A 22635-nucleotide genomic window follows, 5' to 3' on the forward strand; every position below is an offset into this window, starting at 1 on the left:
GCCATGACCTGCACGCGCACAAACATACTCGGACGACTTCGGCGGTTCCTGCGAAAGGATGACGGGGCGATCCTGGTCGAGTTCGCCTTCGCGCTGCCGATCCTTCTGATCTTCTTCGCGGTGATCGTCGAGGGCACGCGCATGATGAAGAACTACCACAGCGCGATTTCCGGTGTGCGTGACGCGACCCGCTACATGTCGCGGCATCTGCCCATCAACCTGTGCGACGTGGCCCCGGCGAACCTGAATGGCTACAGCGGCACGCTTGCCGCCATCGTCGGCCAAAGCGTCAGCGGCGTGACGCTGTTTCCCTCGGGCATTACGCTCAGTTCGGTGCAAGCGACCTACAGCTGCCCGGCCGGGACCTATCACGTCGACCCCGCGGTGGTGCGGGTGACGGCAACGCTGACGATCGACTTCCCGTTTTCCTCGGTTTTCGAGCTTCTGGGGGGCGAAAGCTTTTCGGGCCTGACGACCACCATCAGCGATTCAACCAAGGTGTTCGGGACATGAGGGGCGCGTACGACATGCTGCGCGGGTTCATCCGTCTTGACCGGGGCGCGGCGCTGGTTGAGCTGGCGATCGTGATTCCGGTGTTTCTGCTGGTCTTCCTGGGCATCATCGACTTCGGGCGGCTTGGCTACGATGTCGTCACCGCCGAAAAGGCGATGCAGCGGGCGGTGCGCATCGCGGCGGTCCGCCCGGCCGCCTGCGCGGGCGTTACCGGGACTGCGACCGTGCCCAACACGACCAGCCGCGATCCGCTGAACAACGACACGATCCCGCCGCGCTTCGGCACCGCCTGCAATCAGTCCGGCACGATCTGCCTGCAGCAGGCGCAGTCGACCTGCAGCCTTGCCCAAGGCATCGCGGTGGGCAACACGACCGCGATCGAGATCTGGAACAACATCGACGACCTGATGCCCGCGAACGCCACCGCGGCAAACGTGCGCATCACCTATGACGACACCGCGATTCTGGGCAGCGACAGCCTGCGGCTGGGATTCCTGGGTGGGCCCTACGTGCCGATCGTGACGGCGCAGGTTCAGAATCTGACATTCAACTTCGTGACGCCAATCGCCGGCTTCGTTTCCATCGCCGGCGGGACGTCGACCTTTGCAAGCACGATCCAGTTCCCGGCGCTCAGCGTTTCGCTGCCGGCCGAGGATCTGGCGCAGGGGGAAAACGGATGACCGGGGGCGGGTGCGGAACATCGACAGGAAAGGCCAAGGCATGAAGGTTCCACTGAAATCCATCCTCGTGATCACGCCGGATGCGGCGGTGTCGCAGGCCATTGGGACGGCGCTTGGCGGCGATCCCGCGCTCAAGGTCGATACCAAGTCGTCCAGCCTGACCCAGCTGAACGGGCAGGCCGTCAAGTTCGCGCAAGAGCACGACTTCATCATCTTCGATACGGACCCCGGCAACGAAGCGGATCTTAGGGCGATCGAGGACCTGGCGAAGAACCGTCGCGAGGGCACCATCCTGCTGGCGCTCGCGTCCAGCGACATCTCGCTTGCAGAGGCGCGCAAGCTGACCCGCGCGGGCGTTGACGAGGTGCTGCCCTATCCGATCACCGGTGCCGAACTGACCGAGCAGCTTGAGCGTCTGGGCGCACGGGCGGTTCCCGATACCCGGCGCGGCTCGGGGCGTATCGGGCGGGTGATCGCCGTCGCCCAGGCGCGCGGCGGCTCAGGGGCCACGACGGTCGCGCTGAACCTGGCTGATGCGCTGACCGGCAAGGGCGGTCTTCTTCACAAGGCCGACAAGCATACCGTCGCGCTGGTTGATTTCGATCTGCAGTTCGGAACGATCGGCACCGCGCTGGATCTGGAAGAACAGGACTCCATGCTGAAACTGGCGCAGGATGGAACGGTTCCGGATCTGCGCTTCCTGGAACAGTCGATGACCAAGTTCACTGGCGGGCTTTCCGTTCTGCCAGCGCCATCCAAGTTCGCGCCCGTAGATGCCTTGCGCAACGACCAGGTCGCGACGATCATCGACCTGCTTCGGCAGACCAACGACTACGTCGTGGTGGATCTTCCCCGCGCTCTGGTCAGCTGGGTCGAGCCGGTCATCGAAGAGGCCGACGAGCTTCTGATCGTGACCGATCTGGCCGTGCCGTCGGTGCGGCATGCCCGGCGGCTGATGGATTTCTTCAAGACCGTGAACATCGGCCTGCCGATGACCGTCGTCCTGAACCGAGAACACCGGCCCCTGATCCGCTCGAGCGTGCACAAGGAGGCCGCCGCTGCGCTCGACAGCAAGCTCGAATTCTGGCTTCCCCTTGATGACAAGGCCGCGCGCGCGGCCGTCGATCAGGGCAAGCCGCTGACTGCCGTCGCAGGCCGCTCACCGCTGACCAAGGCGATCGGTCATCTCGCCAAAGCCATAACGAAAGCCCTTCCCGCCGCGGCGCGGGTCGAGGCGTCCAGATAGGAGGTCTGCCTGTGTTCAAGAGTTTCACGAGAAGCAATCCGGCCGCTGCCAGCAATGTCATCGAAATCGGCAAGAAAACGGATGAGCAGACCGCACCGCTTTGGCAGCCGACCGAGGCAGACAACGAGCTGATCGAACGGCTTGAGTTGAAGAGCCAGCTGCACGAAGTCCTGCTTGAGCGCCTGAACCTGGCCGTGATCGACAAAGTCCAGCCGGAAGAGTTGCGGCGCGAGGTCGCGGCGCTGGTGTCCAACGTGCTGTCGCAGCAGAAACGGCCGATGCGCTCGGAAGAGTTTAACCAGCTGATCGACGAACTTCTTGACGAGGTTCTCGGTTTCGGCCCGCTTGAGCCGTTGCTGGCCGACCCGACAATCAACGACATCCTGGTGAACAGCCATCGCAGCGTCTATGTCGAGCGCTTCGGCAAGCTTGAGCGGACCAAGGTTCGCTTCCGCGACGAACGCCATCTCTTGCGCATCATCGACAAGATCGTGTCGCGGATCGGGCGCAGGGTCGATGAAAGCCAGCCGTGGGTCGATGCGCGCCTCGAGGACGGAAGCCGGGTCAACGCGATCATTCGCCCCTGCGCCATCGACGGGCCCTCGCTCTCCATCCGCAAGTTCTCGCGCCATCCGCTGACGATGCAGCGCATGATCGATATCGGGTCGGTGACGGCGCCGGCGGCCGCGCTTCTGAAAGGCCTGGTCGAGGCTCGCCTGAACGTGCTGATCTCCGGCGGCACCGGCTCTGGCAAGACGACGATGCTGAACGCGATGTCGTCCTACATCGGCCAAACCGAACGCGTCGTCACGATCGAGGATGCGGCGGAACTTCAGTTGCAGCAAGATCACGTGGTGCGCCTTGAAACCCGCCCGGCCAGCCCCGGCGGAAACAACGCGGTGACGCAGCGCGACCTGGTGCGCAACGCGCTTCGGATGCGCCCCGACCGCATCATCGTGGGCGAGGTCCGCGGCGCGGAAACCTTCGACATGCTGCAGGCCATGAACACGGGCCACGACGGGTCGATGACCACCGTCCACGCGAACTCGGCGCGCGATGCCCTTGGCCGGCTTGAGCAGATGGTGACGATGATGGGGATCGACTTCCCCCTTTCCGCGATCCGTGCACAGATCGCCTCGGGTCTGCACATGGTGGTTCAGCTGAACCGCATGAGCGACGGCAAGCGCCGTGTCGTCAGCGTCAGCGAGATCACCGGCATGGAAGGCAGCACGCTGACCATGCAGGACATCTTCGTCTTCAAGCGCTCTGGCAAGTCCGAAAGCGGGGAGGTGCTGGGCGACTTCGTGGCGACCGGCATCCGGCCCCGCTGCGCGGAGCTGCTTCAGCAGGCCGGCGTCGATCTGCGCCAGGACCTGTTCATCCGCAGGGATGGAGGCCAGGATGCGCGGACTTGACAGCTTTGAACTCGAGGCGCTGGTCTACATCGGGATCTTCATCGGTGTCCTGATTACCTATGAAGGCATCCGGCAGCTGCTGTCGCGATCGGAAACCAAGGGCGCCGCGCGCAGCCGGCGCATGCGCATGATCGCGTCGGGTGCGACGACCGAGGAGATGCTGCGGCTGCTCCGGCCCTCGGTGGATCGCTGGGCGCTTGCGCGCCTGCCCTTGATCGGCAATCTTCCCGTCGTTCTTCGCCAGGCGGGACTGACCATCAACCCCGCCGTCGTCCTGAGCGGCAGCCTTGCGGCGACGATCGTGCTTGCCGTCGCGGCGGCCCCCTTCATTGGCGCGCTTCCAGCGGCGGCGATTGCCTTGACGGTCAGCCTGGTGACGCCGATCGTTATCTTCCGGGCATTGCGCAACAAACGGATGGAGGCGATGGTCGCCCAACTTCCCGATGCGCTTGACCTCATGGCGCGCGGGCTTCGGGTCGGGCATCCGATAAACGCCACCATCGCGTCCGTCGCGAACGAGATGTCGGACCCCATCGCGACCGAGTTCGGGGTCGTCCTGGATCAGGTCAGCTATGGCGACGACCTGCCCGACGCGTTTTCCGAGTTCGCGGACCGGATCGATCAGGAAGATGTGCGTTATCTCGCGATCAGCATCGCGATCCAGCATGGCACGGGCAGCGACCTTGCACGCGTTCTCAACACGCTTTCGACGGTCATCCGTGCACGGATGGCGATGCGCCGCCGGATCCAGGCGATTTCGGCCGAAGGCAGGCTGACGTCGGTCTTCCTGTCCGCATTGCCGGTCTTCATCGTTCTGTTCACGCAGTTCACGTCGCCCAATTACTACATGGGCGTGATTGATGACCCGCTGTTCCAACCCTTCGCGATCATCGTCGGCACGCTGGTCGTGGTCAATTATCTGGTGCTTCGTCGCCTTGTCGACTTCCGCATCTGATTGGAGAGTATGATGTTTGAGGCCCTGACAACACGGATCGCACAAGATCCCACGCTTTTGCAGACACTTCTGGTCATCGGTATCGGTCTGGGGGTGATGCTGTTCGTCTACGGGCTTTTCGGGACCATTGCACAGAAGGACCCCGTCGCGCGCCGCATGGCGGGGGCCGGCGGGCGCGCACGCACGAAACGGCGCGACGCCGACATCCTTCATTTCGTGCAGAACGACCCGACCGGCCTGATGAAAGCGATCGTGCCGGTCGACAGGAAAGAGCGCACGCAGATCCAGCGCCAGTTGGCGCAGGCCGGTTTCAACAGGCCGAACGCGCTGCGCAACTACTATGTGTTCCGCCTGGTCATGGGCTTTCTGCTTCCGGGTATCTACATCTTCATGATCTACAATTCGCGCGCGGTGCTGGTTCCCCTGCCTGACGCCGTAATGAGGAACTTTGCGGAACTGTCGCAGGCGAAGATCACGGCCGGCATCGCCGCACTGGTCTGGACGGGGTTCTACGGGCCCAACTATTGGCTGCGCGCCCGCGTTGAGAAGCGCCGCCGTCAGATCGAAGAGGCGTTTCCGAATGCCTTGGACCTGATCCAGATATCGGTGGAAAGCGGGCTGAGCTTCGACGCGGCCATGACGCGCGTGGCGAATGAGATCGTCACGACGGCCCCGGTTCTTTCGGAAGAGCTGCTGATCACGCAGCGCGAAATCCAGGCCGGGCGGTCCAGGGACAGGGCCCTGATGGACTTTGCAGAGCGCACGGGCGTGCCGGAAGTGGGGTCCTTCGCGAGTGTCGTGATGCAGTCCATCCAGTTCGGCACCAGCATTTCCGACGCGCTCACGACCTATGCGACCGAGATGCGCCACGCTCGGGAAATGCGCGCGCAGGAAAAGGCCAACAAGCTGCCCGTCAAAATGTCAGCGGTACTGGCCTCGCTGATGCTGCCGGCGCTTGTGCTGCTGGTTCTTGGACCGGTGGTGATCCGCTATCTGCGCAACGTGGCCGGGGCGGGCTGAGTCGCCCGCGAAAGGCCCTGTCCGGTAACAATGTATCCGGATCTGACCAACTGATCCCGAAAATCGCACATAATATCGCCCCAAGGTTGAATCTTGGGGCGCTTTCGGTCCCAACTGCCGCAGATCATTGACCCTTCCGAAAGGCGAACTTACGCTACTTTTGGGTAGTGGAATTCAGAACTTCACGAGTCTGTGGCAGCATTGTTGGCTGACCCTTTCTCGGGATCGCGGGGCGTGGAGGGTGCTTTGGTTGTGTTGAGAAAAGCTCCAGGGACAGATGCGCCGGCAGGCCCGGTCGACCCGGTTCGATTGATCGAGGTTGTCGCCAGTTGGAGCGAGGGGTTGCATGGCAACGCCTCGCTTGATGTCGCGTTCGCGGCGCTCGTGCGGGGGTTGGGCGCAGAGGCGGGCGCGATCGTGCGCACCTATCCCGGCAGGCCGTTCCCCCAGATCGTCGCCCTGCATGATGAACGCGCGGGCGATCCTGCGGCGCGTCCGCTGCGCGGCAGCCATGCGACGAACCTGTTTGGCGCCCATCTGCAGACGGCCCGTCCGGCCTCGATCTGGCTGGCGACCGAGCATTCGGACGAATCCGATCCGGTCGCGGGCGTTGGCCTGCACGTCTGGCAGGTCGCCCGCCACATGCGTGAAATGGCGGTGCTGATTCTCACCTCGGACCCTTCGTTCCGGGACCACATCGAGTTGCATTTCCATGATCGGCTGGATGATGACGCCCAGGCGCTTCTGGACATGTTGCTCCCGTCGATCGTCAGGATATGGACGGGACGCAAGGTCGGCCTGGTCACGGCGCAAGTCGTTGAAAAGAAGATCAAGGACGCCCCCAAGGCGCCGAACGCCGTCCATGGCAAGATCCTCGATGTCTCCAATCCCGCGGGGCTCAGCAGGGCCGAGTTTCGGGTCTGCGTGATGCTGAGCCGGGGATTGTCCGTGAAAGGCGTCACGGGTGAACTGGGCCTTTCCGATGCGACGGTGCGTTCGCACCTGCGCAGCATCTATTCCAAGACGGTCACCCGTTCGCTGGCAGAACTTGTCTTCCGCCTGCTCGACCAGGGCGATCAGAAGGCGAACGTGACGCTTCGGCGGGCGTAGGACATGGTCACCGGCGCCTTCCTTCCCTTCGTTCCACTGATCGCAGTCGCGCCGGTGATGATCACTGCGGGCTGGTTCGATCTGCGCTTCCTGCGGATTCCAAACGTGCTGAGCCTGATCGTGGTCGCGACCTTCGTGCTGTTCAGCCTGGCGTTTCCGCCCCACGATCTCTTCTGGCGGCTTCTGGTCGCGGCGATCGTCCTTGCGATCGGTTTGGTCGGTTTCCACTTCCGGGCGTTCGGCGGCGGAGACGTGAAGCTGTTGTCCGCTTTGATGCTGCTGATCCCGGTTTCGACGCTGGGGACCTTCGCCCACGTGTTTTCACTGTCGATGTTCGTCGGGATCGCCGCCGTTCTGACGATGAAACGCATTCCGATCTTTGCCCAGACCGGTTGGGCATCCATGCGGCCTGGAAGGCAGTTTCCGATGGGGGTGTCGATCGGGCTTGCCGGTCTGGCGCACCCTTTCGTCGTCATCTTTCTGGCACCCGGCTGACGGAACGCCCCAAGGGTGGGGACAGCAGGCCCGTCCGGTGGGGGGACGGGCCTGTCGCTTTTCAGGCTGCCTTCAGAAGGCCCTCTGCCTTGATCTTCGCATAGGCCTCGTCCAGCGACCTCGTCGCACGCTCGATCAGGATGTCGATCTCGGACGGCTTGATCACAAGCGGCGGAGAGATGATCATGCGGTCGCCGACATGGCGCATCACGAGGTTGTTCGCGAAGCAGCGTTCGCGCGTCATGTAGCCGACCGTGCCCGCGTCCGATGCGAACTTTGCCCGCGTCTCCTTGTTCGGGGTCAGCGCGATGGAGCCCATCAGCCCGACAAGCTTGGCCTCGCCCACCAGCGGGTGATCGGTCAGACCCTGCCAGCGCTCCATCAGGTAAGGATGTGCAACATTTCGGACATGGTCGAGCACGTTTTCCTCTTCCAGCATCTCAAGGTTGCGCAGCGCGACGGCCGACGCGACGGGGTGACCGCTATAGGTATAGCCGTGGTTGAAGTCGTCACCGGACCCCGCGACGGTGTTGTAGACCTCGTCGCAGATGATTGAGCCGCCGATGGGCGCGTAACCCGACGACAGGCCCTTGGCGATGGTCATGATGTGCGGCTTGATGCCCATGGTCTGGCTGCCGAACCAGTTTCCGGTGCGGCCAAAGCCCGTGATGACCTCGTCCGCGATCAGAAGGATGCCGTACTTGTCGCAGATGCGCTGGATTTCCGGCCAGTAGGTTGACGGCGGCACGATCACACCGCCTGCGCCCTGGATCGGCTCGCCGATGAAGGCGGCGACGCGATCGGCGCCGAGTTCCTCGATCTTCGCCTCAAGCTCGCGCGCGCGGGCCAAGCCGAACTCTTCCGGCGTCATGTCGCCGCCCTCGGCGTACCAGTGAGGCTGGTTGATGTGCGCGATGTTCGGGATCGGCAGGCCGCCCTGCGCGTGCATCCCGGACATCCCGCCAAGCGAGGCGCCACCCATGGTCGAGCCGTGGTAGGCGTTCTTGCGGCTGATGATGATGTTCTTTTCCGGCTTGCCCTTCACGTCCCAGTAGCGGCGCACCAGTCGGATGTTGGTGTCGTTCGCCTCGGATCCGCTGCCCGCGTAGAACACGTGGTTCAGATCGCCCGGAGCAAGTTCCGCGATCTTGGCGGCCAGCGCGATGGCGGGCACGTGCGATGTCTGGAAGAAGGTGTTGTAGTAGCACAGCTCTTCCATCTGGCGCGCCGCGACCTCGGCAAGCTCCTTGCGGCCGTAGCCGAGGTTGACGCACCAGAGTCCGGCCATGCCGTCCAGAATCTCGTTTCCTTCGCTGTCGGTCAGGAACACGCCCTTGCCGCGGGTGATGATCCGCGCGCCCTTCTTGGCCAGCGCCGCATCCTCGGTGAAGGGGTGCATGTGGTGGGCGGCGTCCAGAGCCTGAAGCTCCTTGGTCGGCATGTGGTTGGTGATCGTCGTCATGGCGGGCTCCTGGCATGAGTGCCGGCCAGTCCGGCGCCGGAGAACTGTCCGACGCGCCCGGGCACACCGGATTCGGAGCGCTGGCCGATTGCCGCTAGAATATGATCAAAATACCGGATGTCAACCCGATTTGATCAAACGCCGGGGGGCGAAAGCGTCATGCGGATCTGTTCGATTCCCTGATTCACATCATCCCGGATCGCGTTCGCCACGGCCTCGGGCGAGCCCGACCGCAAGGCCGACAGCGCCTGCAGATGCTTGTCCGGCAGACCGTTCGTGCCCAGTCGCCCGCAGACGACACGCAGCGACGGGCCGCCACGCAGCAAGAGCATCTGGGCGATTGCAAAAAGAATGCCCGCCTCTGCCTGTTCATACAGCGTTGTGTGAAAACGGTGGTTATGTTCCAGGTAGGCTTTCACATCACCCCGGCGCACCGCCGCATTCAGCGAATCGTCGATGGATTCAAGGCGCGATATTGCTGCGGGCGTGATCTTCTGCGCAGCCAGAAAGGCCAGTTGCGGCTCGATTGCCTGTCGCGCGAAGGCCAGTTCGTCCAGTTGCGCAAGGGTCAGCTCGGGCACGCTGACGCGGCGGTTGCCCTGGAACTGCAATGCCCCCTCGGCCGTCAGCCGCCGAATGGCTTCGCGCACCGGCGTCATGCCCGCGTCGAGATCCGTCACAAGTCCTTGAATCGTCACCGCTTGACCCGGAGCGAGTTCTCCGAACAGGATCATCTCGCGAATCTTGCGGTAGACGATTTCGTGAGTTGGAGGCTTGTGAAAATCAGCGTTCAACGAGCTTCGCCTTTCGTAGGAGGGGCTGCCCACCATCAGTATGGTGGTTTTGGGCGAACACAGTAGCTGTTGCGTCCGAAATTTACCATATTGTATTTTGGCTGGGATTTTGATCAAATGTCGGCAGTAGGATAGCCCTGCTGACGACACTACAGGGAGCTCAAGATGAAAAGAACACTGCTGTCCGTTGCCGCGATCGTGGCAGTCGGGGCGTTCTCGGCAAGCGCCGAGGAGGTTCATGTCTACAACTGGTCGGACTACATCGACGAAGAACTGCTGACCAAGTTCAAGGAAGAAACCGGGATCGATCTGATCTACGACGTCTTCGACTCGAACGAAATTCTTGAAACCAAGCTGCTCGCCGGCGGTTCGGGCTACGACGTGGTCGTACCCTCGGGCACGTTCCTGTCGCGGCAGATCCAGGCCGGAGCGTTCCAGAAGCTCGACAAGTCGAAGCTTCCGAACCTTTCCAACATGTGGGACGCGATCCAGGAGCGGACCGAAAAGTACGATCCGGGCAACGAGTACTCGGTCAACTACATGTGGGGTTCGACCGGCATCGGCGTGAACATCAACAAGGTCAAGGAAGTGCTGGGCGAAGACGCACCCGTCGATTCGCTGGCGCTGGTCTTCGATCCGGCGAACATGGAAAAGCTCGCCTCCTGCGGCGTCCACATGCTTGACGCCCCGACCGAGATCATCCCCGCCGCCCTGACTTACCTTGGCGAGGAGTCCGATGCGCAGGATTACGAGACGATCGAGAAGGTCGAGCCGGTCCTGACGGCGATTGCACCCTACGTGCAGAAATTCCATTCCTCGGAATACATCAACGCCTTGGCCAACGGCGATATCTGCGTCGCTTTCGGCTGGTCGGGTGACGTCCTGCAGGCGCGCGACCGTGCCGCCGAAGCCGACAACGGGGTGGAGATCGAGTACCACATTCCGAAGGAAGGCGCCCTGATGTGGTTCGACCAGATGGCCATTCCGGTCGACGCACCCAACGCGGACGGTGCGCACAAGTTCATCAACTTCATAATGGACGCGCAGAACGCGGCCGCCGCGTCGAACTATGTCTATTACGCCAACGGCAACAAGGCGTCGCAGGAGTTCCTGAACGAAGACGTGATCGGCGACACCGCGATCTATCCCGACGAGGAAACCGTCAGCAATCTCTACACGACGACGACCTGGGATCCGAAGGTCAACCGCAACGTCACGCGGCTCTGGACCAAGATCAAGTCCGGGACCTGATCGTCACGCTTGAAAAATCGCCCCGCGCCCTTTCGGCGCGGGGCTTTCTCGTGAATGAGGATTGAAAACATCATGGCTCAGCCCGGCACGCGCCTCGTCTTCGCACCCTGGAACGATCCCGAACAAAAGCCGCTGATTCAGTTCAAGAACGTCACCAAGAAGTTCGGTGACTTCGTCGCGATCGACAACATCACGCTTGACATATACCGGCGGGAATTCTTCGCGCTGCTCGGGCCTTCGGGGTGCGGCAAGACCACGCTGATGCGCATGCTTGCGGGATTTGAAGCGCCGACTTCGGGCACCATCCTGCTTGATGGCGTCGACATCGCGCCGGTTCCGCCGAACAAGCGCCCGGTGAACATGATGTTCCAGAGCTATGCGCTGTTTCCCCACCTTTCGGTGTGGGACAACATCGCCTTCGGGTTGCGCCGCTCGGACATGCCGAAGGACCAGATCCCGGCCAGGGTCGAGGACATGCTGCGCCTTGTTCGGCTTGAGAAATTCGCCAAGCGCAAGCCCCACCAGATTTCCGGCGGCCAACGCCAGCGCGTCGCCCTTGCCCGCTCGCTCGCCAAGGCGCCGAAGCTGCTGCTTCTGGACGAACCGCTGGGCGCGCTCGACAAGAAGCTCCGCCAGGACACGCAGTTCGAACTTATGGACATCCAGGAAAAGACCGGCACCACTTTCGTGATCGTGACGCACGACCAGGAAGAGGCGATGACCGTCGCCAGCCGCGTCGCGGTCATGGACCACGGCAAGATGGTCCAGATCGACACCCCCGACCGCATCTACGAGACGCCGAACTCTGTCTACGTCGCGGACTTCATCGGGGACGTGAACATCATCGAAGGCAACGTCATCGACACGGTGGACGGCAAGGTTTCGATCGAGTGGGCGGAGGGTCAGCCCAGATTGCTGGGCACTGTCGGCGAAGGCGTGGCCAAGGGCAGCAGGGTGCATTACGCGATCCGGCCGGAAAAGGTGGCCATCGCCACGCAGCCCCCTGCCGACCGCGCAAACGTGATCGAGGGCGTGGTGCACGACATCGCCTACCTGGGCAACATCTCGACCTACAAGGTCGAACTGCCCGGCGGCCGCATGATGAAGGCGCAGGTCGCCAACGACCGCCGCATCGCCCGGCGCGACATCACCTGGGACGACAAGGTCTGGCTGTCCTTCACGGACACCGCCGGCGTCGTCCTTCTGGGTTGAGGGGGCGGCCATGAACCTGCGCCGCCTGTTCCTGATCCTCACCCCCTACGCCTGGCTTCTGCTGTTCTTCCTGATCCCCTTCGCGATCGTGCTGAAGATCGCGCTGTCGGACTATGCAATCTCGATTCCGCCCTACACGCCCACGCTGGACATCTCGGCGGGTTGGGAAGGCTTCAAGGAGTTCGTTTCAGAGCTTGATGCCGAAAACTTCGCGTTCCTGGCAACGGACGCGCTTTACTACACGGCCTATCTCTCAAGCCTGAAGATCGCGCTGATCTCTACAGTGCTGACACTCGTGGTCGCCTATCCCATCGCCTACGGCATGGCGCAGGCCTCGCAAGAGTGGCGACCGACGCTGATGATGCTGGTGATCCTGCCGTTCTGGACGTCGTTCCTGATCCGCGTCTATTCGTGGATCGGGATCCTTTCGAACGAGGGTTTCCTGAACCAGTTCCTGCTGTGGACCGGGATCATAAACGAGCCGCTGGCCATCATGAACACGCAGAATGCGGTCTATATCGGCATCGTCTATTCCTATCTGCCCTTCATGATCCTGCCGATCTACGCCGCGCTCGAGAAACTGGACGAGTCGCTCATAGAGGCGGCAGAGGATCTGGGATGTTCGAAGATTTCGGCGTTCTGGCTGGTGACCTTTCCGCTTTCCATCCCCGGCGTGATTGCCGGATGCTTCCTGGTCTTCATTCCGGCGCTTGGCGAATTCGTCATCCCCTCGCTTCTGGGCGGGTCCGATACGCTGATGATCGGCAAGGTGCTCTATGAAGAGTTCTTCTCGAACCGGGACTGGCCGGTGGCATCGGCGGTGGCCGTCGTATTGCTCCTGATCCTGATCGTGCCCATCGTGCTGTTCCAGCGCAACGAGCAGAGACAGAGGGAGGCGAACCAATGAACCGCCGCTTTTCCTGGTTCAACGCAACCGCGTTGACGCTTGGCTTCGCCTTTCTATACCTGCCGATGCTGATCCTTGTGATCTACAGCTTCAACGCATCCAAGCTGGTCACGGTCTGGGCGGGGTTTTCGACAAGGTGGTACGGTGAGCTGATCCACAACGAGGCGTTCCTGAGCGCAGCCTGGGTCACGCTGAAGGTTGCGGTGGTCTCCTCGACGGTCGCGACCGTCCTGGGCACGATGGCCGCCTATGTCATGGTCCGCGCAGGCCGCTTCTGGGGACGCACGCTGTTTTCGGGCATGATCTACGCCCCGCTTGTCATGCCAGAGGTGATCACGGGCCTTGCGATGCTGCTTCTGTTCATCTCGCTGGGGCTGGACCGCGGGGTTTTCACGATCATCCTGGCGCACATCACTTTCACGATGTGCTTCGTTTCGGTCGTGGTGTCCTCGCGCCTGGCGACCTTCGACAAGTCGCTGGAGGAAGCGGCGCTGGACCTTGGCTGCACGCCCTTCGATGCGTTCAAATCGGTGACACTGCCGATTATCGCACCCGCGGTGATCTCGGGCTGGCTGCTCGCCTTCACGCTGTCGCTGGATGACCTCGTGATCTCGCAGTTCGTGGCCGGTCCATCCTCGACGACGCTGCCGATGAAGATCTTCTCGGCCGTGCGCCTGGGGGTCAGCCCGGAAATCAACGCGCTTTCGACGATCCTGATCTCGATCGTCACCATCGGGGTGATCAGCGCTTCGCTCATATCCAAGCGCAGCATCGCGCGACAGCGCGCGGACGAACAGAAGGCGTTGCAGCAGTGACACCTGCAGGCCGGCCCCTTGATCGGGGGCTGGCATGTGTTAGCGTACCAATGATCCAGCCGGTTTCGGGGAGGCGATCATGGAGCACGCGGCAAGGAAGCTCGTCATTCGCAACATCGGCTTGATGCTGTCAGGCAAGCTGGAACATCCGATCTACGATGCCGATTGCCTGGTCGCGATGGATGGCCGGATCTCGGACTGGGGCCGCGAATCGGACCTGGACACCGAGGGCGCAACCACCCTGATCGACGCGCAGGGCACCACCCTTGCCCCCGGATTGATCGACAGCCATGTCCATCCCGTCGTCGGCGACTACACGCCCCGTCAACAGCAGCTTCACTGGATCGACTCGACCCTTCACGGCGGTGTCACCACGATGATCTCGGCCGGAGAGGTCCACATGCCGGGCCGGCCCAAGGACATCGTCGGGCTCAAGGCGATGGCGATCGCCTCGCAGCGCTGGTACGAAAATTTCCGCCCCTCTGGTGTCAAGGTTCTGGCGGGCGCGCCGGTCATAGAACACGGGATGGAAGAGCACGACTTCAAGGATCTGGCCGACGCCGGTGTGAGGTTCCTGGGCGAAGTCGGCCTGGGGTCCGTCAAGGACGGCAAGACGGCCCGCCAGATGGTCGACTGGGCGCGCAAGTACGGCATCCAGTCCACGATCCACACCGGTGGCCCCTCGATCCCCGGATCGGGCCTGATCGATGCCGACATGGTCCTTGAAACCGGGACCGACGTCGTGGGCCACATCAACGGCGGCCATTCGGCCCTGCCGGACGACCAGATCGTCTGCCTGTGCGAAAATTGCCTGAAGGGGCTTGAGATCGTCCACAACGGCAACGAGCGTGCCGCGTTGCTGACGCTGAACACCGCGCGAGAACTGGGCAAGATGGACCAGATCATCCTGGGCACCGATGGCCCGGCGGGGTCGGGCGTGCAGCCGCTGGGGATCCTGCGCATGGTCGCGATGCTGTCGTCACTGGGCAACGTGCCGGCCGAAGTGGCTTTCTGCTTCGCCACCGGCAACACAGCGCGCCAGCGCGAGCTTGACGTGGGGCTGATCGAACGCGGCTACGCAGCGGATTTCGTGCTTATGGATCAGGCACAGCATTCCGGCGGCAGGACGATCCTGGAATCGGTGCAGCTAGGCAACCTTCCGGGCGTCGGCATGACCATCATCGACGGTGAGGTGCGGTCGCAGCGCAGCCGCAACACCCCGCCCGCGTGGAAGATCCCCGAAATCGCAGGGGCCTGACGCTCAGACCATCTTTCGCAACAGCGCCAGAAGGTCCTGGCGTTCCTGTGCATTCAGCGGCTGCAGCGTGTCCTCGGTCACGGCATGGCCCATCTGGTGCAAGGCCGCGATCATCCCGGCACCCGCCGCTGACAGCGACAAAAGGCTGCGGCGCTTGTCGCCCGGGTCCGCGGTCTGCTCGACCAGGCCCTTTGCGCGCAGCCTGTCGACGACGCCCTTGATCGTCGCCACATCCATCGCTGTCCTGCGGCCCAGTTCGTTCTGCGAACATTGCCCCACCTCGTCCAGCCGCGCCATCGCCGCGAACTGCGTGGGCGTCAGGTCCTGTCCGAACCGGGCAAGGAACAGCGAGGCGTGCCGTTGGCTGACAAGCCGCAGGATGTAGCCCACCTGGTCGTCCAGGTGGTAGGGGCGGGCCTCATCGCTCACCGAAGGCCGTCCTTGCCCTCGGCCTCGGCGGCCGTCAGTCCCCCGACCCGTGGCAGCGGCCGTCCGCTGTCGGTGACCGCGACGGCGACCATGATCTCGTTCGCGCGGGGCGCGTCGTTCATCCGCACCTCGACCCCGTCGAAATGGGACCGGACATAGGCCGCGTCCTTGTGCCCAAGCGGAACGTCCAGGTCCTGTCCCGGCCCGCCCATCTTCTTGGATGACGGCACCAGAGCGGCACCCTTTTCCACGGTCGCCCGCAGCGGAGTGCCCAGCTTGGGATGCAGGATGGCGGCGGCATGTTCCAGCTCGCCGTTTTCGCCGACCATCGCCGCCTTGCCGTAACTTTCGGCCTGTTGCGGCTCGATCCCCAGGGCCTTGACGCATCGTTCGCCCAGAAGCCCGCCAAGCTCGGCGCCGATATCCATCAGGTCGGACAGATCCTCGACATACCGGCCCGCGAAGGGATTGGCGATGACCGCCACCGCGACGGCCTTGCGGGTGGCCGGATCAATCGCCCGGCCCATTTCCTTGCGGGTCTCCTCGACCCAGACGGCGATCTTGCGGATATCGGCTTTCATCTCAGCCCGTCCTCCCCCTTTACCTCCCATGCCTCCAGCCCGCCGGAGCGGGAATGGATGCGTGGACCCGTGGTCATGACCAGCACCAGAACCATCTCGTCGGCGCGCGGAGCGTCGTTCAGGCCCACTTCGATCGAATCGAAATGGCTGCGCACGTAGCTTGCGTTGACATGGGTGACGGGCACGTCCAGCCGAGCGCCAACACCGCCCACCTTCTTGGCCGAGGGCACGATGGCCTTGGCCCCGCCCAAGACCTCCCGCATCGCGTAGCCGCCCGGCGCATGCCAGAGCGCGCCGTGTTCCAGTTCGCCCGCCGCGCCGACGATCGCGCCCTTGCCGTAGCCTTCGACCGACCTCGGGTCGCCCCCCAACGCCTCGAGAAGCCGTTGGGCCATCATCAGCCCAAGCGGTTTCAGGTCCTCCATGAAGCCCTTGATCTCTGGCTCGTAGCGCCCCGCGAAGGGATTTTTCACGACGGCCAGCGCCGCCGCGCGCATCAAGGGCTGCTGGGCGCGCGGTCCGCCTTCGTGGTGGATCTCCTCGACCACGGTCATGAACTTCCGGATTTCGGGTTCAGGCATGAGCCAAAGTCTCCGTTTCTGGTGCGGGGGCCATCACGCGGGCCGCCCCGTTCAGGAATAGCGCAGCCCCGGCGATCAGGCCAGCCGCCCGCATCGCGCTGGCTTCGGCCAGCCCGCGGTCAAGCGCGGCGGCGGTTTCGTCCGCGCCCAGCGGGCCGACATGCACGGTGACGGGCCGGTCGCCCAGATCGCTGTCGGGCTGAAGGTCACGGGCAGGCGCGCGGGTGATCGCGGGGTGCCCCGGCAGGTCCACCGCATTCGCGATCAGCGTCGCAGCCGCATCCGCCGCGGCAGCGCAGCTTGCCAGAACCGTGACGGACTGCGCGATGCCAAGCGAGAGGCTGCGCCCGCCACGGCCGGAGGTGGCGATGCCGCCGATCCCGTCGCCGTCCCGGATGTCCAGGGTGCCCAGAACCGCGGCGTCGACCCCCGCCATGGCGGCGCGATAGCTTTGACTCGGTGAAAGGTGGATGGCGATGTCCCCACCATTGTTGACCATGGCGCGGGCAAGTCCTCCGGACAAGACCATGGCCGAGAGCACTTCATCGGCCACGGCGCCGGCGACGGCGGCCATCGGCGTGATGAATGCGCGCCGGGCGTGCGGGGCAACCGCGCAGGCCATCCGCCGCGCGACCGGCCCCTGGGGTGAGGGGCCGCCCCAAGGCCGGCGCAGCAGCGGCAGTTCCGCCACAAGCTCGTCCAGCAGGGGCGCGAACCGACGGACTGCGGCGTCAAAGGCGGCCTCTCGCCCCGGTCCGTCGGCGCCGATCACCAGGTCTATGGGCCCGTGCTGCAGGTGCAGGCGGTTTCCGGGCAGGCGGGCGGCGGTGGCGGGCATGGGTTCAGCCCCCCTTCGGCCAGTCAAAGTTCCTGGCGTGCCGGGGATCGGGGTGACCCGGCGAGGGTCCGACCTTGCGGATGCCTGGTTTCACGACGTCCTTGGCCGAAACGATGCGGTCCACATGCCCGCCAAGCGCGGCGTAGTCGGACTTGCGCATCGTGAATTCGATCGGTGCGACAAGTGCGGGGGTCGGAACGTAGCCGAAGGAGTTGGTCGGCATGTCCATCACGTCGGCCATGACCGTGATCCCGCCGCCGGGCCAGACATAGGCCTTGGCGCCCCCGCAGGAAACATGGGTCAGCGCCTCCTTGACCGAACGGGTGAGCTTGACGGGGTTTTCCGTCACGCCCGCGCGCAGCGACCCGCCCGCGCCGCCCATGAACAGGACGGAGCAGACCGACGGTTCGCAGTTTTCTGCGACCCGTTCGACCGAGGCGCGCAGCGGTGCCGTGATCTTGGCCGGTTGCGGGACAAGGTCGTCGTCCAGGACGAAATAGGCCCACTGTTCGCCCGTGGTCGAAACCATCAGCAACCTGAGCCCGGGCCATGCGATCTTGGGGTCGGCGGGCTTGAGGATCGTCAGAGGGTCCTCCACGTCCGTGCCGCCCCAGCCGGTGCCGGGCTGCGCGACCTGGAAATAGCGCCCGGGCGTCGATTTCCGTCCCTTGACCCGGATGCCCGTGGCGGGAACGTCCAGCATCCGCCCCGCCTGGTGTTCGGACAGGACGCCCGTGATGTGGTCGTCCACGACGATGACCTCATCGACATGCGGCGCCCATTGCCTGGCGAACATGCCGATCGCGGCAGAGCCGCAGCCAACCCGCATCAGCCTTTCCTGAACGCCGTTGATGATGGGCGCATGGCCAGCCTGAACGATGACGGTCGCGCCGCCATCCACGGTCAGTTCGACAGCCTCGCGGTTGCAAAGCGCCATAAGCGCGTCGCAGGTCGCGCGGCCTTCCGCCTTGGTGCCCCCGGTCAGGTGTTCGACCCCGCCCAAAGACAGCATCTTGGACCCATATTCCGACGTCATGACATGGCCGATCGGTTCGCCCGCGGACCGAACGACCGCGCGTTCGTCACCGATATGGCGGTCGGTGTCGATCTTCACCTTGACGCCGCAGTAGCTGAATATGCCTTCGGTCACGACCGTGACCATGTCGACGCCCTCGATCTCCTGGCTGACGATGAAGGGCGCGGGCTTGTAATCTGGATAGGTGGTGCCCGCGCCCACCGCGGTGATGAAGGGCCGGTTCGCGCGCAGGATGTCGCCGTCCCATTCCTCATCCGTTGCAAGGAAGGGGACGGTCTCCGCGCCGGTTTCGATCACGGTCAGCGGATCAAGGCGCACCAGTTCGCCGCCATGGTTGGCGTAGCGGTCGCAGGCCCCCGCGCGACCCTCGGCGATGTAGCAGAGCACCGGGCAGGCGTCGCAGCGGATCTTGTCGGCCATGCGATCTGCGCGCTGGGTCATGCGTTTGCCTCCCTGATGGCCGCAAGGACGCGGTCGGGCGTGGCTGGAACCTGCCGCAGCCGCGCGCCGGTGGCGTGGCGGATCGCGTTCAGGATCGCGGGCGCCGTGGGGATCAGGACGTGTTCGCCCAGCCCCTTGGCGCCGTAGGGGCCGTGGGCGTCGGGTTCCTCGACGATGAGGGTTTCGATCGGGGGCACGTCGCCGATCGTGGGGATCAGGTAGTCGTGCAGGTTTTCGGTCCGGCCGGGGATGTATTCCTCCATCAGGGCCATGCCCAGGCCCTGGGCGATGCCTCCATGCACCTGGCCTTCGACCAGGAGGGGATTGATCGCGCGGCCGACGTCATGCGCCGCCACGAAGTGCAGCGGCCGCACCAGGCCAAGCGTGATATCGACCTCGACCACCGCAAGATGGGCGGCGTAGCCGAACTGGGCGTAGGGATGGCCCTGTCCGTCGGCATCCAGCGGCCTGGTCGGCGGGTCGTAGGTTTCCTGCGATTTCAGCACATAGCCTTCCTCATCCGGGATAAGCGAGGTCAGATCCAGCCGGTGGATTCCACCCGTGTCCCGGACCTCGATGTAGCCGGGCCCGAAGCCAAGACGTGCGTCGCCGCCGGCGTTGGCGCGTCGCAGGATGTCGGCGCGCAGCGCGGCGCCCGCCAAGCGCGCGGCATTGCCCGAGACGAAGGTCTGCCGAGAGGCCGACGTCTTGCCCGCATCGGGGGTTACATCGGTGTCGGGCCCGACGAGGTGAAGCTGCGAAACGGGCACCCCAAGCACCTCGGCGAAGATCTGGGCTATGACGGTGTTGGCGCCTTGGCCGATGTCCATCGCGCCCTGGTGCAGAAACAGCCGACCATCGGCGCGGATGCCCGCCTTGATGGTGGACGGGTTCGGCAGCGACGTGTTGCCACAACCGTACCATCCCGCCGCAATGCCGACGCCGCGTTTCGTCCCGATGCTCGTCGCGTTGAAGGCCCGCGCGCTGTCGCGTTCCCGCTTCCATCCGGGTTCAAGCGCGCGCAGGCAGGCGCCGATGCCGACGCCTTGGGAAAACACCTGGCCGCATACGGTCGGCGCGCCGTTATGGAGCGCGTTCCCAAGCCGGAAGTCCAGCGGATCAATGCCAAGCAGTTCGGCCAGTTCGTCGAACAGCACCTCTTGCGCGATGGCCGATTGAGGAACGCCGAACCCCCGGAAAGCCCCTGCGGGCGGATTGTTGGTGTAGATCCCTTCCGAAATCGCGCGATAGTCCGCGATGCGATAGGGGCCGGAGGCGTGAACCGGCACGCGATTGGCGACCGTCGGTCCCCAAGACGCGTAGGCGCCGGTGTTGAAGGTGCCGAAGAAGTCGAATCCGCAAATGCGCCCGTCCTTCGTGGCCCCGATCCGAAGCGTGATCTCGGACGGGTGGCGCTTGGTGGTCGCGGCCATGGATTCCGCCCGGCTGTAGGCGATGCGGACCGGGCGGCCCAGCTTCAGCGCGGCGATGGCAAGGAAGGGCTGCACCGACAGATCCAGCTTCGACCCGAAGCCGCCCCCTACGGCGGTCGGCACGATGCGAACCCGGTCCTTCGGCAGCCCCAGGATCGACGCGAGCCCTTCCTGATCCATTACCGGCGCCTGGGTGCAGGCGTGCACTTCGACCCGTCCGTCGCGGGCGATGGCGTAACCGGCTTCGGGCTCGATATAGGCGTGCTCTACGAACCCGGTCATAAAGCGCCCCTCCACCACCACATCGGCGCGCTCCAGCGCCGCATCGGGGTCTCCGCAGAACACGCGCCCGCCGGTCATCAGGTTGCCCGGCCGGTTCGAATGCAGAAGGGCTGCGCCTGACGACTTGGCCTCGGCGGGGGTCAACGCGGGCGAAAGTTCTTCCCAGGTCACGGGGAACCGAGCGGGGTCGAAGGCCGCGATCGCACTTGGCGTGCCTACGACCGCGGCCACGGCATCGCCGCGAAACAGGGCCTCGGTCGCTGCGAACACGGGCTGATCCTCAAATCCGGGGATCACGCCGAAAGCATTCCGGCCGGGAACGTCCCTTGCCGTCAGGACAGTTGCGATGCCGGGGGAGTTGGCGACAAAGGCGTCGAGATCGCCGAAGCTGAAGTGTGCCCGTGCAAATGGCGACCGTATCACGCGCAGCTCCAGCGTATCGGCGGGGGCGATGTCGTCGCCGAACGCTTCACGCCCCGTCACCTTGTCGGCGCCGTCGAGCCGGGGCAGGGCGGTGCCCACTGCGCCGCTTGCGTCGGTCCGGGCATCGATCGGCAGGCCCGCCGCGACGACCGCATCGATGATCTTGCGATAGCCGGTGCAGCGGCAAAGGACGCCGCCAAGCGTGTCCATGACCTGCCGTTCGTTCGGTGTCGGTGTGCCCCGCAGAAGGGCGGTCGCGGTCACCATCATTCCCGGCGTGCAGATGCCGCACTGTGCCGCGCCGTGCGCAAGGAAGGCGTCGGCAAGCCGGCGGGTCAGTTGATCGGTCGCCACAAGGCCCGTCTGGGTTTCCACTCGCCGCCCCTCGACCGTTGCCGCGGGCGTCAGGCAGGCGCAGACGGGGGCACCATCGACCAGGACGGTGCAGGCGCCGCAATCGCCCGCGTCACACCCAACCTTGACGTCCCGCGACCCGCAGCTTTCGCGCAGCATGCGCGACAGGCGCTCAACACCCGGGACTTCCGCAGCCACCTTCCGACCGTTCAGCGTGAAGGCGATGCTAGCCATGCGGGCTCTCCATGATCTTTCCTAGCGCGCGAACGATCATCTCGTTCACCGCTTCCATGCGGTAGCGTGCAGGCGCGCGCACATCGTCGATGGGGGAAAGGGGGGACAGCATTTCGGGCGTGATTTCGAACGAGTCGGGCCCCTTGTGCAGGTCGCGGCCAAGCAGTGCCGCCTCGACCGCAGGAAGGCGGCGGGCAACCGGCGAACAGGCGCCGACGGCGATCCTGGCGGTTTGGACGCGGCCTTCGGCATCCGTGCTGACATTCGCCGCGACCATGGCGATGGAAATCACCAGATAGCGGCGGCTGCCCAGTTTAAGGAAAGTGGCGCGTTCGGTTGCAGGCGGATCTGAAAACAGCAAGGCCGTCACGATCTCTGCCGGGCCAAGCGCCGTCTTGCGCGGCCCAAGCAAGAAATCGGCCAGCGCGAGCCGTCGGATGCCTGCGGCCGAGACGCATTCAACCACTGCGTCCAGCGCAAGAAGCGGGGGGACGCCATCGGCGGCGGGAGACGCATTGCACAGATTTCCCGCGATTGTGCCAGCATTCTGGATCTGGACCGAGCCGACCTCTCGTGCTGCGGCGCGAAGGGCGTCAAAGGCGGGCGGCAGATCCGCCATCGCGATATCGGTCCAGGTCGTCGCCGCGCCAATCCTCCAGCCGTCGCCGTCATGGCCAATCCCGCGCAGCCCGGCAATGCCGGTTAGATCCAGCGCGTTATCGGGCAGCGGTCGGCCCTGTCGCGAAGGGTAGAAATCGGTGCCGCCCGCGATCAGCGGCATCGGCGTTCGCGCCAGCGCCGCAAGCGCTTCTGCAACGGTTCCGGGCCGTATGAGGGTCAATGCAGGACTCCCCATTTTCATTTGTATAC

22 protein-coding genes are annotated in these 22635 nt (G+C 64.3%); 13 read left to right on the top strand and 9 right to left on the bottom strand.

All coding sequences use genetic code 11. The features are described from left to right. Nucleotides 1–3 precede the first annotated feature (3 nt). The 8 genes from OEW28_RS05050 (at nt 4) to OEW28_RS05085 (ending at nt 7434) form a co-directional block, all read left to right on the top strand. The gene (locus tag OEW28_RS05050; RefSeq protein ID WP_263733612.1) at nt 4–513 is read left to right on the top strand and encodes a TadE/TadG family type IV pilus assembly protein; all 510 of its coding nucleotides are present in this window, start codon (nt 4–6) and stop codon (nt 511–513) included. Further along, on the top strand, nt 510–1193 hold the full coding sequence (locus OEW28_RS05055; protein WP_263733613.1) for a TadE/TadG family type IV pilus assembly protein: 684 nt from the start codon (nt 510–512) through the stop codon (nt 1191–1193). Before OEW28_RS05050 ends, OEW28_RS05055 begins: the two co-directional genes overlap by 4 nt. A gap of 40 nt (nt 1194–1233) precedes the next feature. After that, nucleotides 1234–2439 (top strand): AAA family ATPase, encoded by a 1206-nt coding sequence (locus OEW28_RS05060; RefSeq protein ID WP_263733614.1) that lies wholly within the window; start codon nt 1234–1236, stop codon nt 2437–2439. Nucleotides 2440–2450: 11 nt separating this feature from the next. Further along, entirely contained in the window at nt 2451–3854 is a 1404-nt protein-coding gene (locus OEW28_RS05065; protein ID WP_263733615.1) for a CpaF family protein, read from the top strand. Beyond that, the gene (locus tag OEW28_RS05070; RefSeq protein ID WP_263733616.1) at nt 3841–4809 is read left to right on the top strand and encodes a type II secretion system F family protein; all 969 of its coding nucleotides are present in this window, start codon (nt 3841–3843) and stop codon (nt 4807–4809) included. Before OEW28_RS05065 ends, OEW28_RS05070 begins: the two co-directional genes overlap by 14 nt. A 12-nt stretch (nt 4810–4821) precedes the next feature. Next, nucleotides 4822–5829, top strand: coding sequence for a type II secretion system F family protein (locus tag OEW28_RS05075; protein ID WP_263733617.1), 1008 nt, complete (start codon nt 4822–4824; stop codon nt 5827–5829). A 309-nt stretch (nt 5830–6138) separates the two neighbouring features. Next, complete coding sequence (locus OEW28_RS05080; RefSeq protein ID WP_263733618.1) at nt 6139–6939, top strand: helix-turn-helix domain-containing protein; 801 nt, start codon at nt 6139–6141, stop codon at nt 6937–6939. A gap of 3 nt (nt 6940–6942) precedes the next feature. Continuing rightward, a complete protein-coding gene (locus OEW28_RS05085) occupies nt 6943–7434 on the top strand; it encodes an A24 family peptidase (RefSeq protein WP_263733619.1) in 492 nt (163 codons plus the stop codon). A 61-nt stretch (nt 7435–7495) separates the two neighbouring features. Here the strand turns inward: OEW28_RS05085 and OEW28_RS05090 are convergent, their stop codons facing one another. Together OEW28_RS05090 and OEW28_RS05095 are read right to left on the bottom strand one after the other, a co-directional pair. Next, nucleotides 7496–8896 (bottom strand): aspartate aminotransferase family protein, encoded by a 1401-nt coding sequence (locus OEW28_RS05090; RefSeq protein ID WP_263733620.1) that lies wholly within the window; start codon nt 8894–8896, stop codon nt 7496–7498. A 134-nt stretch (nt 8897–9030) separates the two neighbouring features. Next, the gene (locus tag OEW28_RS05095; RefSeq protein ID WP_263733621.1) at nt 9031–9840 is read right to left on the bottom strand and encodes a GntR family transcriptional regulator; all 810 of its coding nucleotides are present in this window, start codon (nt 9838–9840) and stop codon (nt 9031–9033) included. A gap of 15 nt (nt 9841–9855) precedes the next feature. Here OEW28_RS05095 and OEW28_RS05100 point away from each other — a divergent pair, with 15 nt between their 5' ends. The 5 genes from OEW28_RS05100 to OEW28_RS05120 all read left to right on the top strand — a co-directional run bounded on the left by OEW28_RS05100 (nt 9856) and on the right by OEW28_RS05120 (nt 15133). Next, the gene (locus OEW28_RS05100) at nt 9856–10941 is read left to right on the top strand and encodes a polyamine ABC transporter substrate-binding protein (protein WP_263733622.1); all 1086 of its coding nucleotides are present in this window, start codon (nt 9856–9858) and stop codon (nt 10939–10941) included. A gap of 72 nt (nt 10942–11013) precedes the next feature. Continuing rightward, complete coding sequence (locus tag OEW28_RS05105) at nt 11014–12153, top strand: ABC transporter ATP-binding protein (protein WP_263733623.1); 1140 nt, start codon at nt 11014–11016, stop codon at nt 12151–12153. Between the two features lie 16 nt (nt 12154–12169). Beyond that, nucleotides 12170–13060 carry an ABC transporter permease subunit gene (locus OEW28_RS05110; RefSeq protein ID WP_263734378.1) on the top strand — a complete coding sequence of 297 codons (891 nt, stop codon included), beginning with the start codon at nt 12170–12172 and terminating at the stop codon, nt 13058–13060. Further along, nucleotides 13057–13875 (top strand): ABC transporter permease, encoded by an 819-nt coding sequence (locus OEW28_RS05115; RefSeq protein ID WP_263733624.1) that lies wholly within the window; start codon nt 13057–13059, stop codon nt 13873–13875. Before OEW28_RS05110 ends, OEW28_RS05115 begins: the two co-directional genes overlap by 4 nt. Before the next feature lie 79 nt (nt 13876–13954). Beyond that, nucleotides 13955–15133, top strand: a complete 1179-nt coding sequence (locus tag OEW28_RS05120; RefSeq protein ID WP_263733625.1) for an amidohydrolase family protein — start codon at nt 13955–13957, stop codon at nt 15131–15133. 3 nt (nt 15134–15136) lie between these two features. Here OEW28_RS05120 and OEW28_RS05125 read toward each other — a convergent pair whose 3' ends face one another. Genes OEW28_RS05125 through OEW28_RS05155 form a run of 7 tightly spaced genes read right to left on the bottom strand, consistent with a single transcriptional unit; the run spans nt 15137 to nt 22606 of the window. Then, a complete protein-coding gene (locus OEW28_RS05125) occupies nt 15137–15562 on the bottom strand; it encodes a MarR family winged helix-turn-helix transcriptional regulator (protein ID WP_263733626.1) in 426 nt (141 codons plus the stop codon). Continuing rightward, entirely contained in the window at nt 15559–16143 is a 585-nt protein-coding gene (locus tag OEW28_RS05130) for an amino acid synthesis family protein (RefSeq protein WP_263733627.1), read from the bottom strand. Before OEW28_RS05130 ends, OEW28_RS05125 begins: the two co-directional genes overlap by 4 nt. Then, a complete protein-coding gene (locus OEW28_RS05135) occupies nt 16140–16724 on the bottom strand; it encodes an amino acid synthesis family protein (RefSeq protein ID WP_263733628.1) in 585 nt (194 codons plus the stop codon). Before OEW28_RS05135 ends, OEW28_RS05130 begins: the two co-directional genes overlap by 4 nt. Further along, nucleotides 16717–17562, bottom strand: a complete 846-nt coding sequence (locus OEW28_RS05140; protein ID WP_263733629.1) for a UPF0280 family protein — start codon at nt 17560–17562, stop codon at nt 16717–16719. Before OEW28_RS05140 ends, OEW28_RS05135 begins: the two co-directional genes overlap by 8 nt. Before the next feature lie 4 nt (nt 17563–17566). Next, entirely contained in the window at nt 17567–19039 is a 1473-nt protein-coding gene (locus tag OEW28_RS05145; protein ID WP_263733630.1) for a 6-hydroxynicotinate reductase, read from the bottom strand. After that, the gene (locus tag OEW28_RS05150; protein ID WP_263733631.1) at nt 19036–21765 is read right to left on the bottom strand and encodes a molybdopterin-dependent oxidoreductase; all 2730 of its coding nucleotides are present in this window, start codon (nt 21763–21765) and stop codon (nt 19036–19038) included. The genes OEW28_RS05145 and OEW28_RS05150 overlap by 4 nt, the downstream gene beginning before the upstream one ends. Continuing rightward, the gene (locus OEW28_RS05155) at nt 21758–22606 is read right to left on the bottom strand and encodes an FAD binding domain-containing protein (protein WP_263733632.1); all 849 of its coding nucleotides are present in this window, start codon (nt 22604–22606) and stop codon (nt 21758–21760) included. The genes OEW28_RS05150 and OEW28_RS05155 overlap by 8 nt, the downstream gene beginning before the upstream one ends. Nucleotides 22607–22635: the final 29 nt, after the last annotated feature.

Source organism: Albidovulum marisflavi (assembly GCF_025751435.1).
Classification (GTDB): Bacteria; Pseudomonadota; Alphaproteobacteria; order Rhodobacterales; family Rhodobacteraceae; genus Albidovulum; species Albidovulum marisflavi.

Bases quoted from the DNA above. Each gene is read 5' to 3' on its own strand.
- OEW28_RS05050 (WP_263733612.1), top strand. From the start codon at position 4: ATGACCTGCACGCGCACAAACATACTCGGACGACTTCGGCGGTTCCTG.
- OEW28_RS05055 (WP_263733613.1), top strand. From the start codon at position 510: ATGAGGGGCGCGTACGACATGCTGCGCGGGTTCATCCGTCTTGACCGG.
- OEW28_RS05060 (WP_263733614.1), top strand. From the start codon at position 1,234: ATGAAGGTTCCACTGAAATCCATCCTCGTGATCACGCCGGATGCGGCG.
- OEW28_RS05070 (WP_263733616.1), top strand. From the start codon at position 3,841: ATGCGCGGACTTGACAGCTTTGAACTCGAGGCGCTGGTCTACATCGGG.
- OEW28_RS05075 (WP_263733617.1), top strand. From the start codon at position 4,822: ATGTTTGAGGCCCTGACAACACGGATCGCACAAGATCCCACGCTTTTG.
- OEW28_RS05085 (WP_263733619.1), top strand. From the start codon at position 6,943: ATGGTCACCGGCGCCTTCCTTCCCTTCGTTCCACTGATCGCAGTCGCG.
- OEW28_RS05090 (WP_263733620.1), bottom strand. From the start codon at position 8,896: ATGACGACGATCACCAACCACATGCCGACCAAGGAGCTTCAGGCTCTG.
- OEW28_RS05100 (WP_263733622.1), top strand. From the start codon at position 9,856: ATGAAAAGAACACTGCTGTCCGTTGCCGCGATCGTGGCAGTCGGGGCG.
- OEW28_RS05105 (WP_263733623.1), top strand. From the start codon at position 11,014: ATGGCTCAGCCCGGCACGCGCCTCGTCTTCGCACCCTGGAACGATCCC.
- OEW28_RS05115 (WP_263733624.1), top strand. From the start codon at position 13,057: ATGAACCGCCGCTTTTCCTGGTTCAACGCAACCGCGTTGACGCTTGGC.
- OEW28_RS05120 (WP_263733625.1), top strand. From the start codon at position 13,955: ATGGAGCACGCGGCAAGGAAGCTCGTCATTCGCAACATCGGCTTGATG.
- OEW28_RS05130 (WP_263733627.1), bottom strand. From the start codon at position 16,143: ATGAAAGCCGATATCCGCAAGATCGCCGTCTGGGTCGAGGAGACCCGC.
- OEW28_RS05135 (WP_263733628.1), bottom strand. From the start codon at position 16,724: ATGCCTGAACCCGAAATCCGGAAGTTCATGACCGTGGTCGAGGAGATC.
- OEW28_RS05140 (WP_263733629.1), bottom strand. From the start codon at position 17,562: ATGCCCGCCACCGCCGCCCGCCTGCCCGGAAACCGCCTGCACCTGCAG.
- OEW28_RS05145 (WP_263733630.1), bottom strand. From the start codon at position 19,039: ATGACCCAGCGCGCAGATCGCATGGCCGACAAGATCCGCTGCGACGCC.
- OEW28_RS05150 (WP_263733631.1), bottom strand. From the start codon at position 21,765: ATGGCTAGCATCGCCTTCACGCTGAACGGTCGGAAGGTGGCTGCGGAA.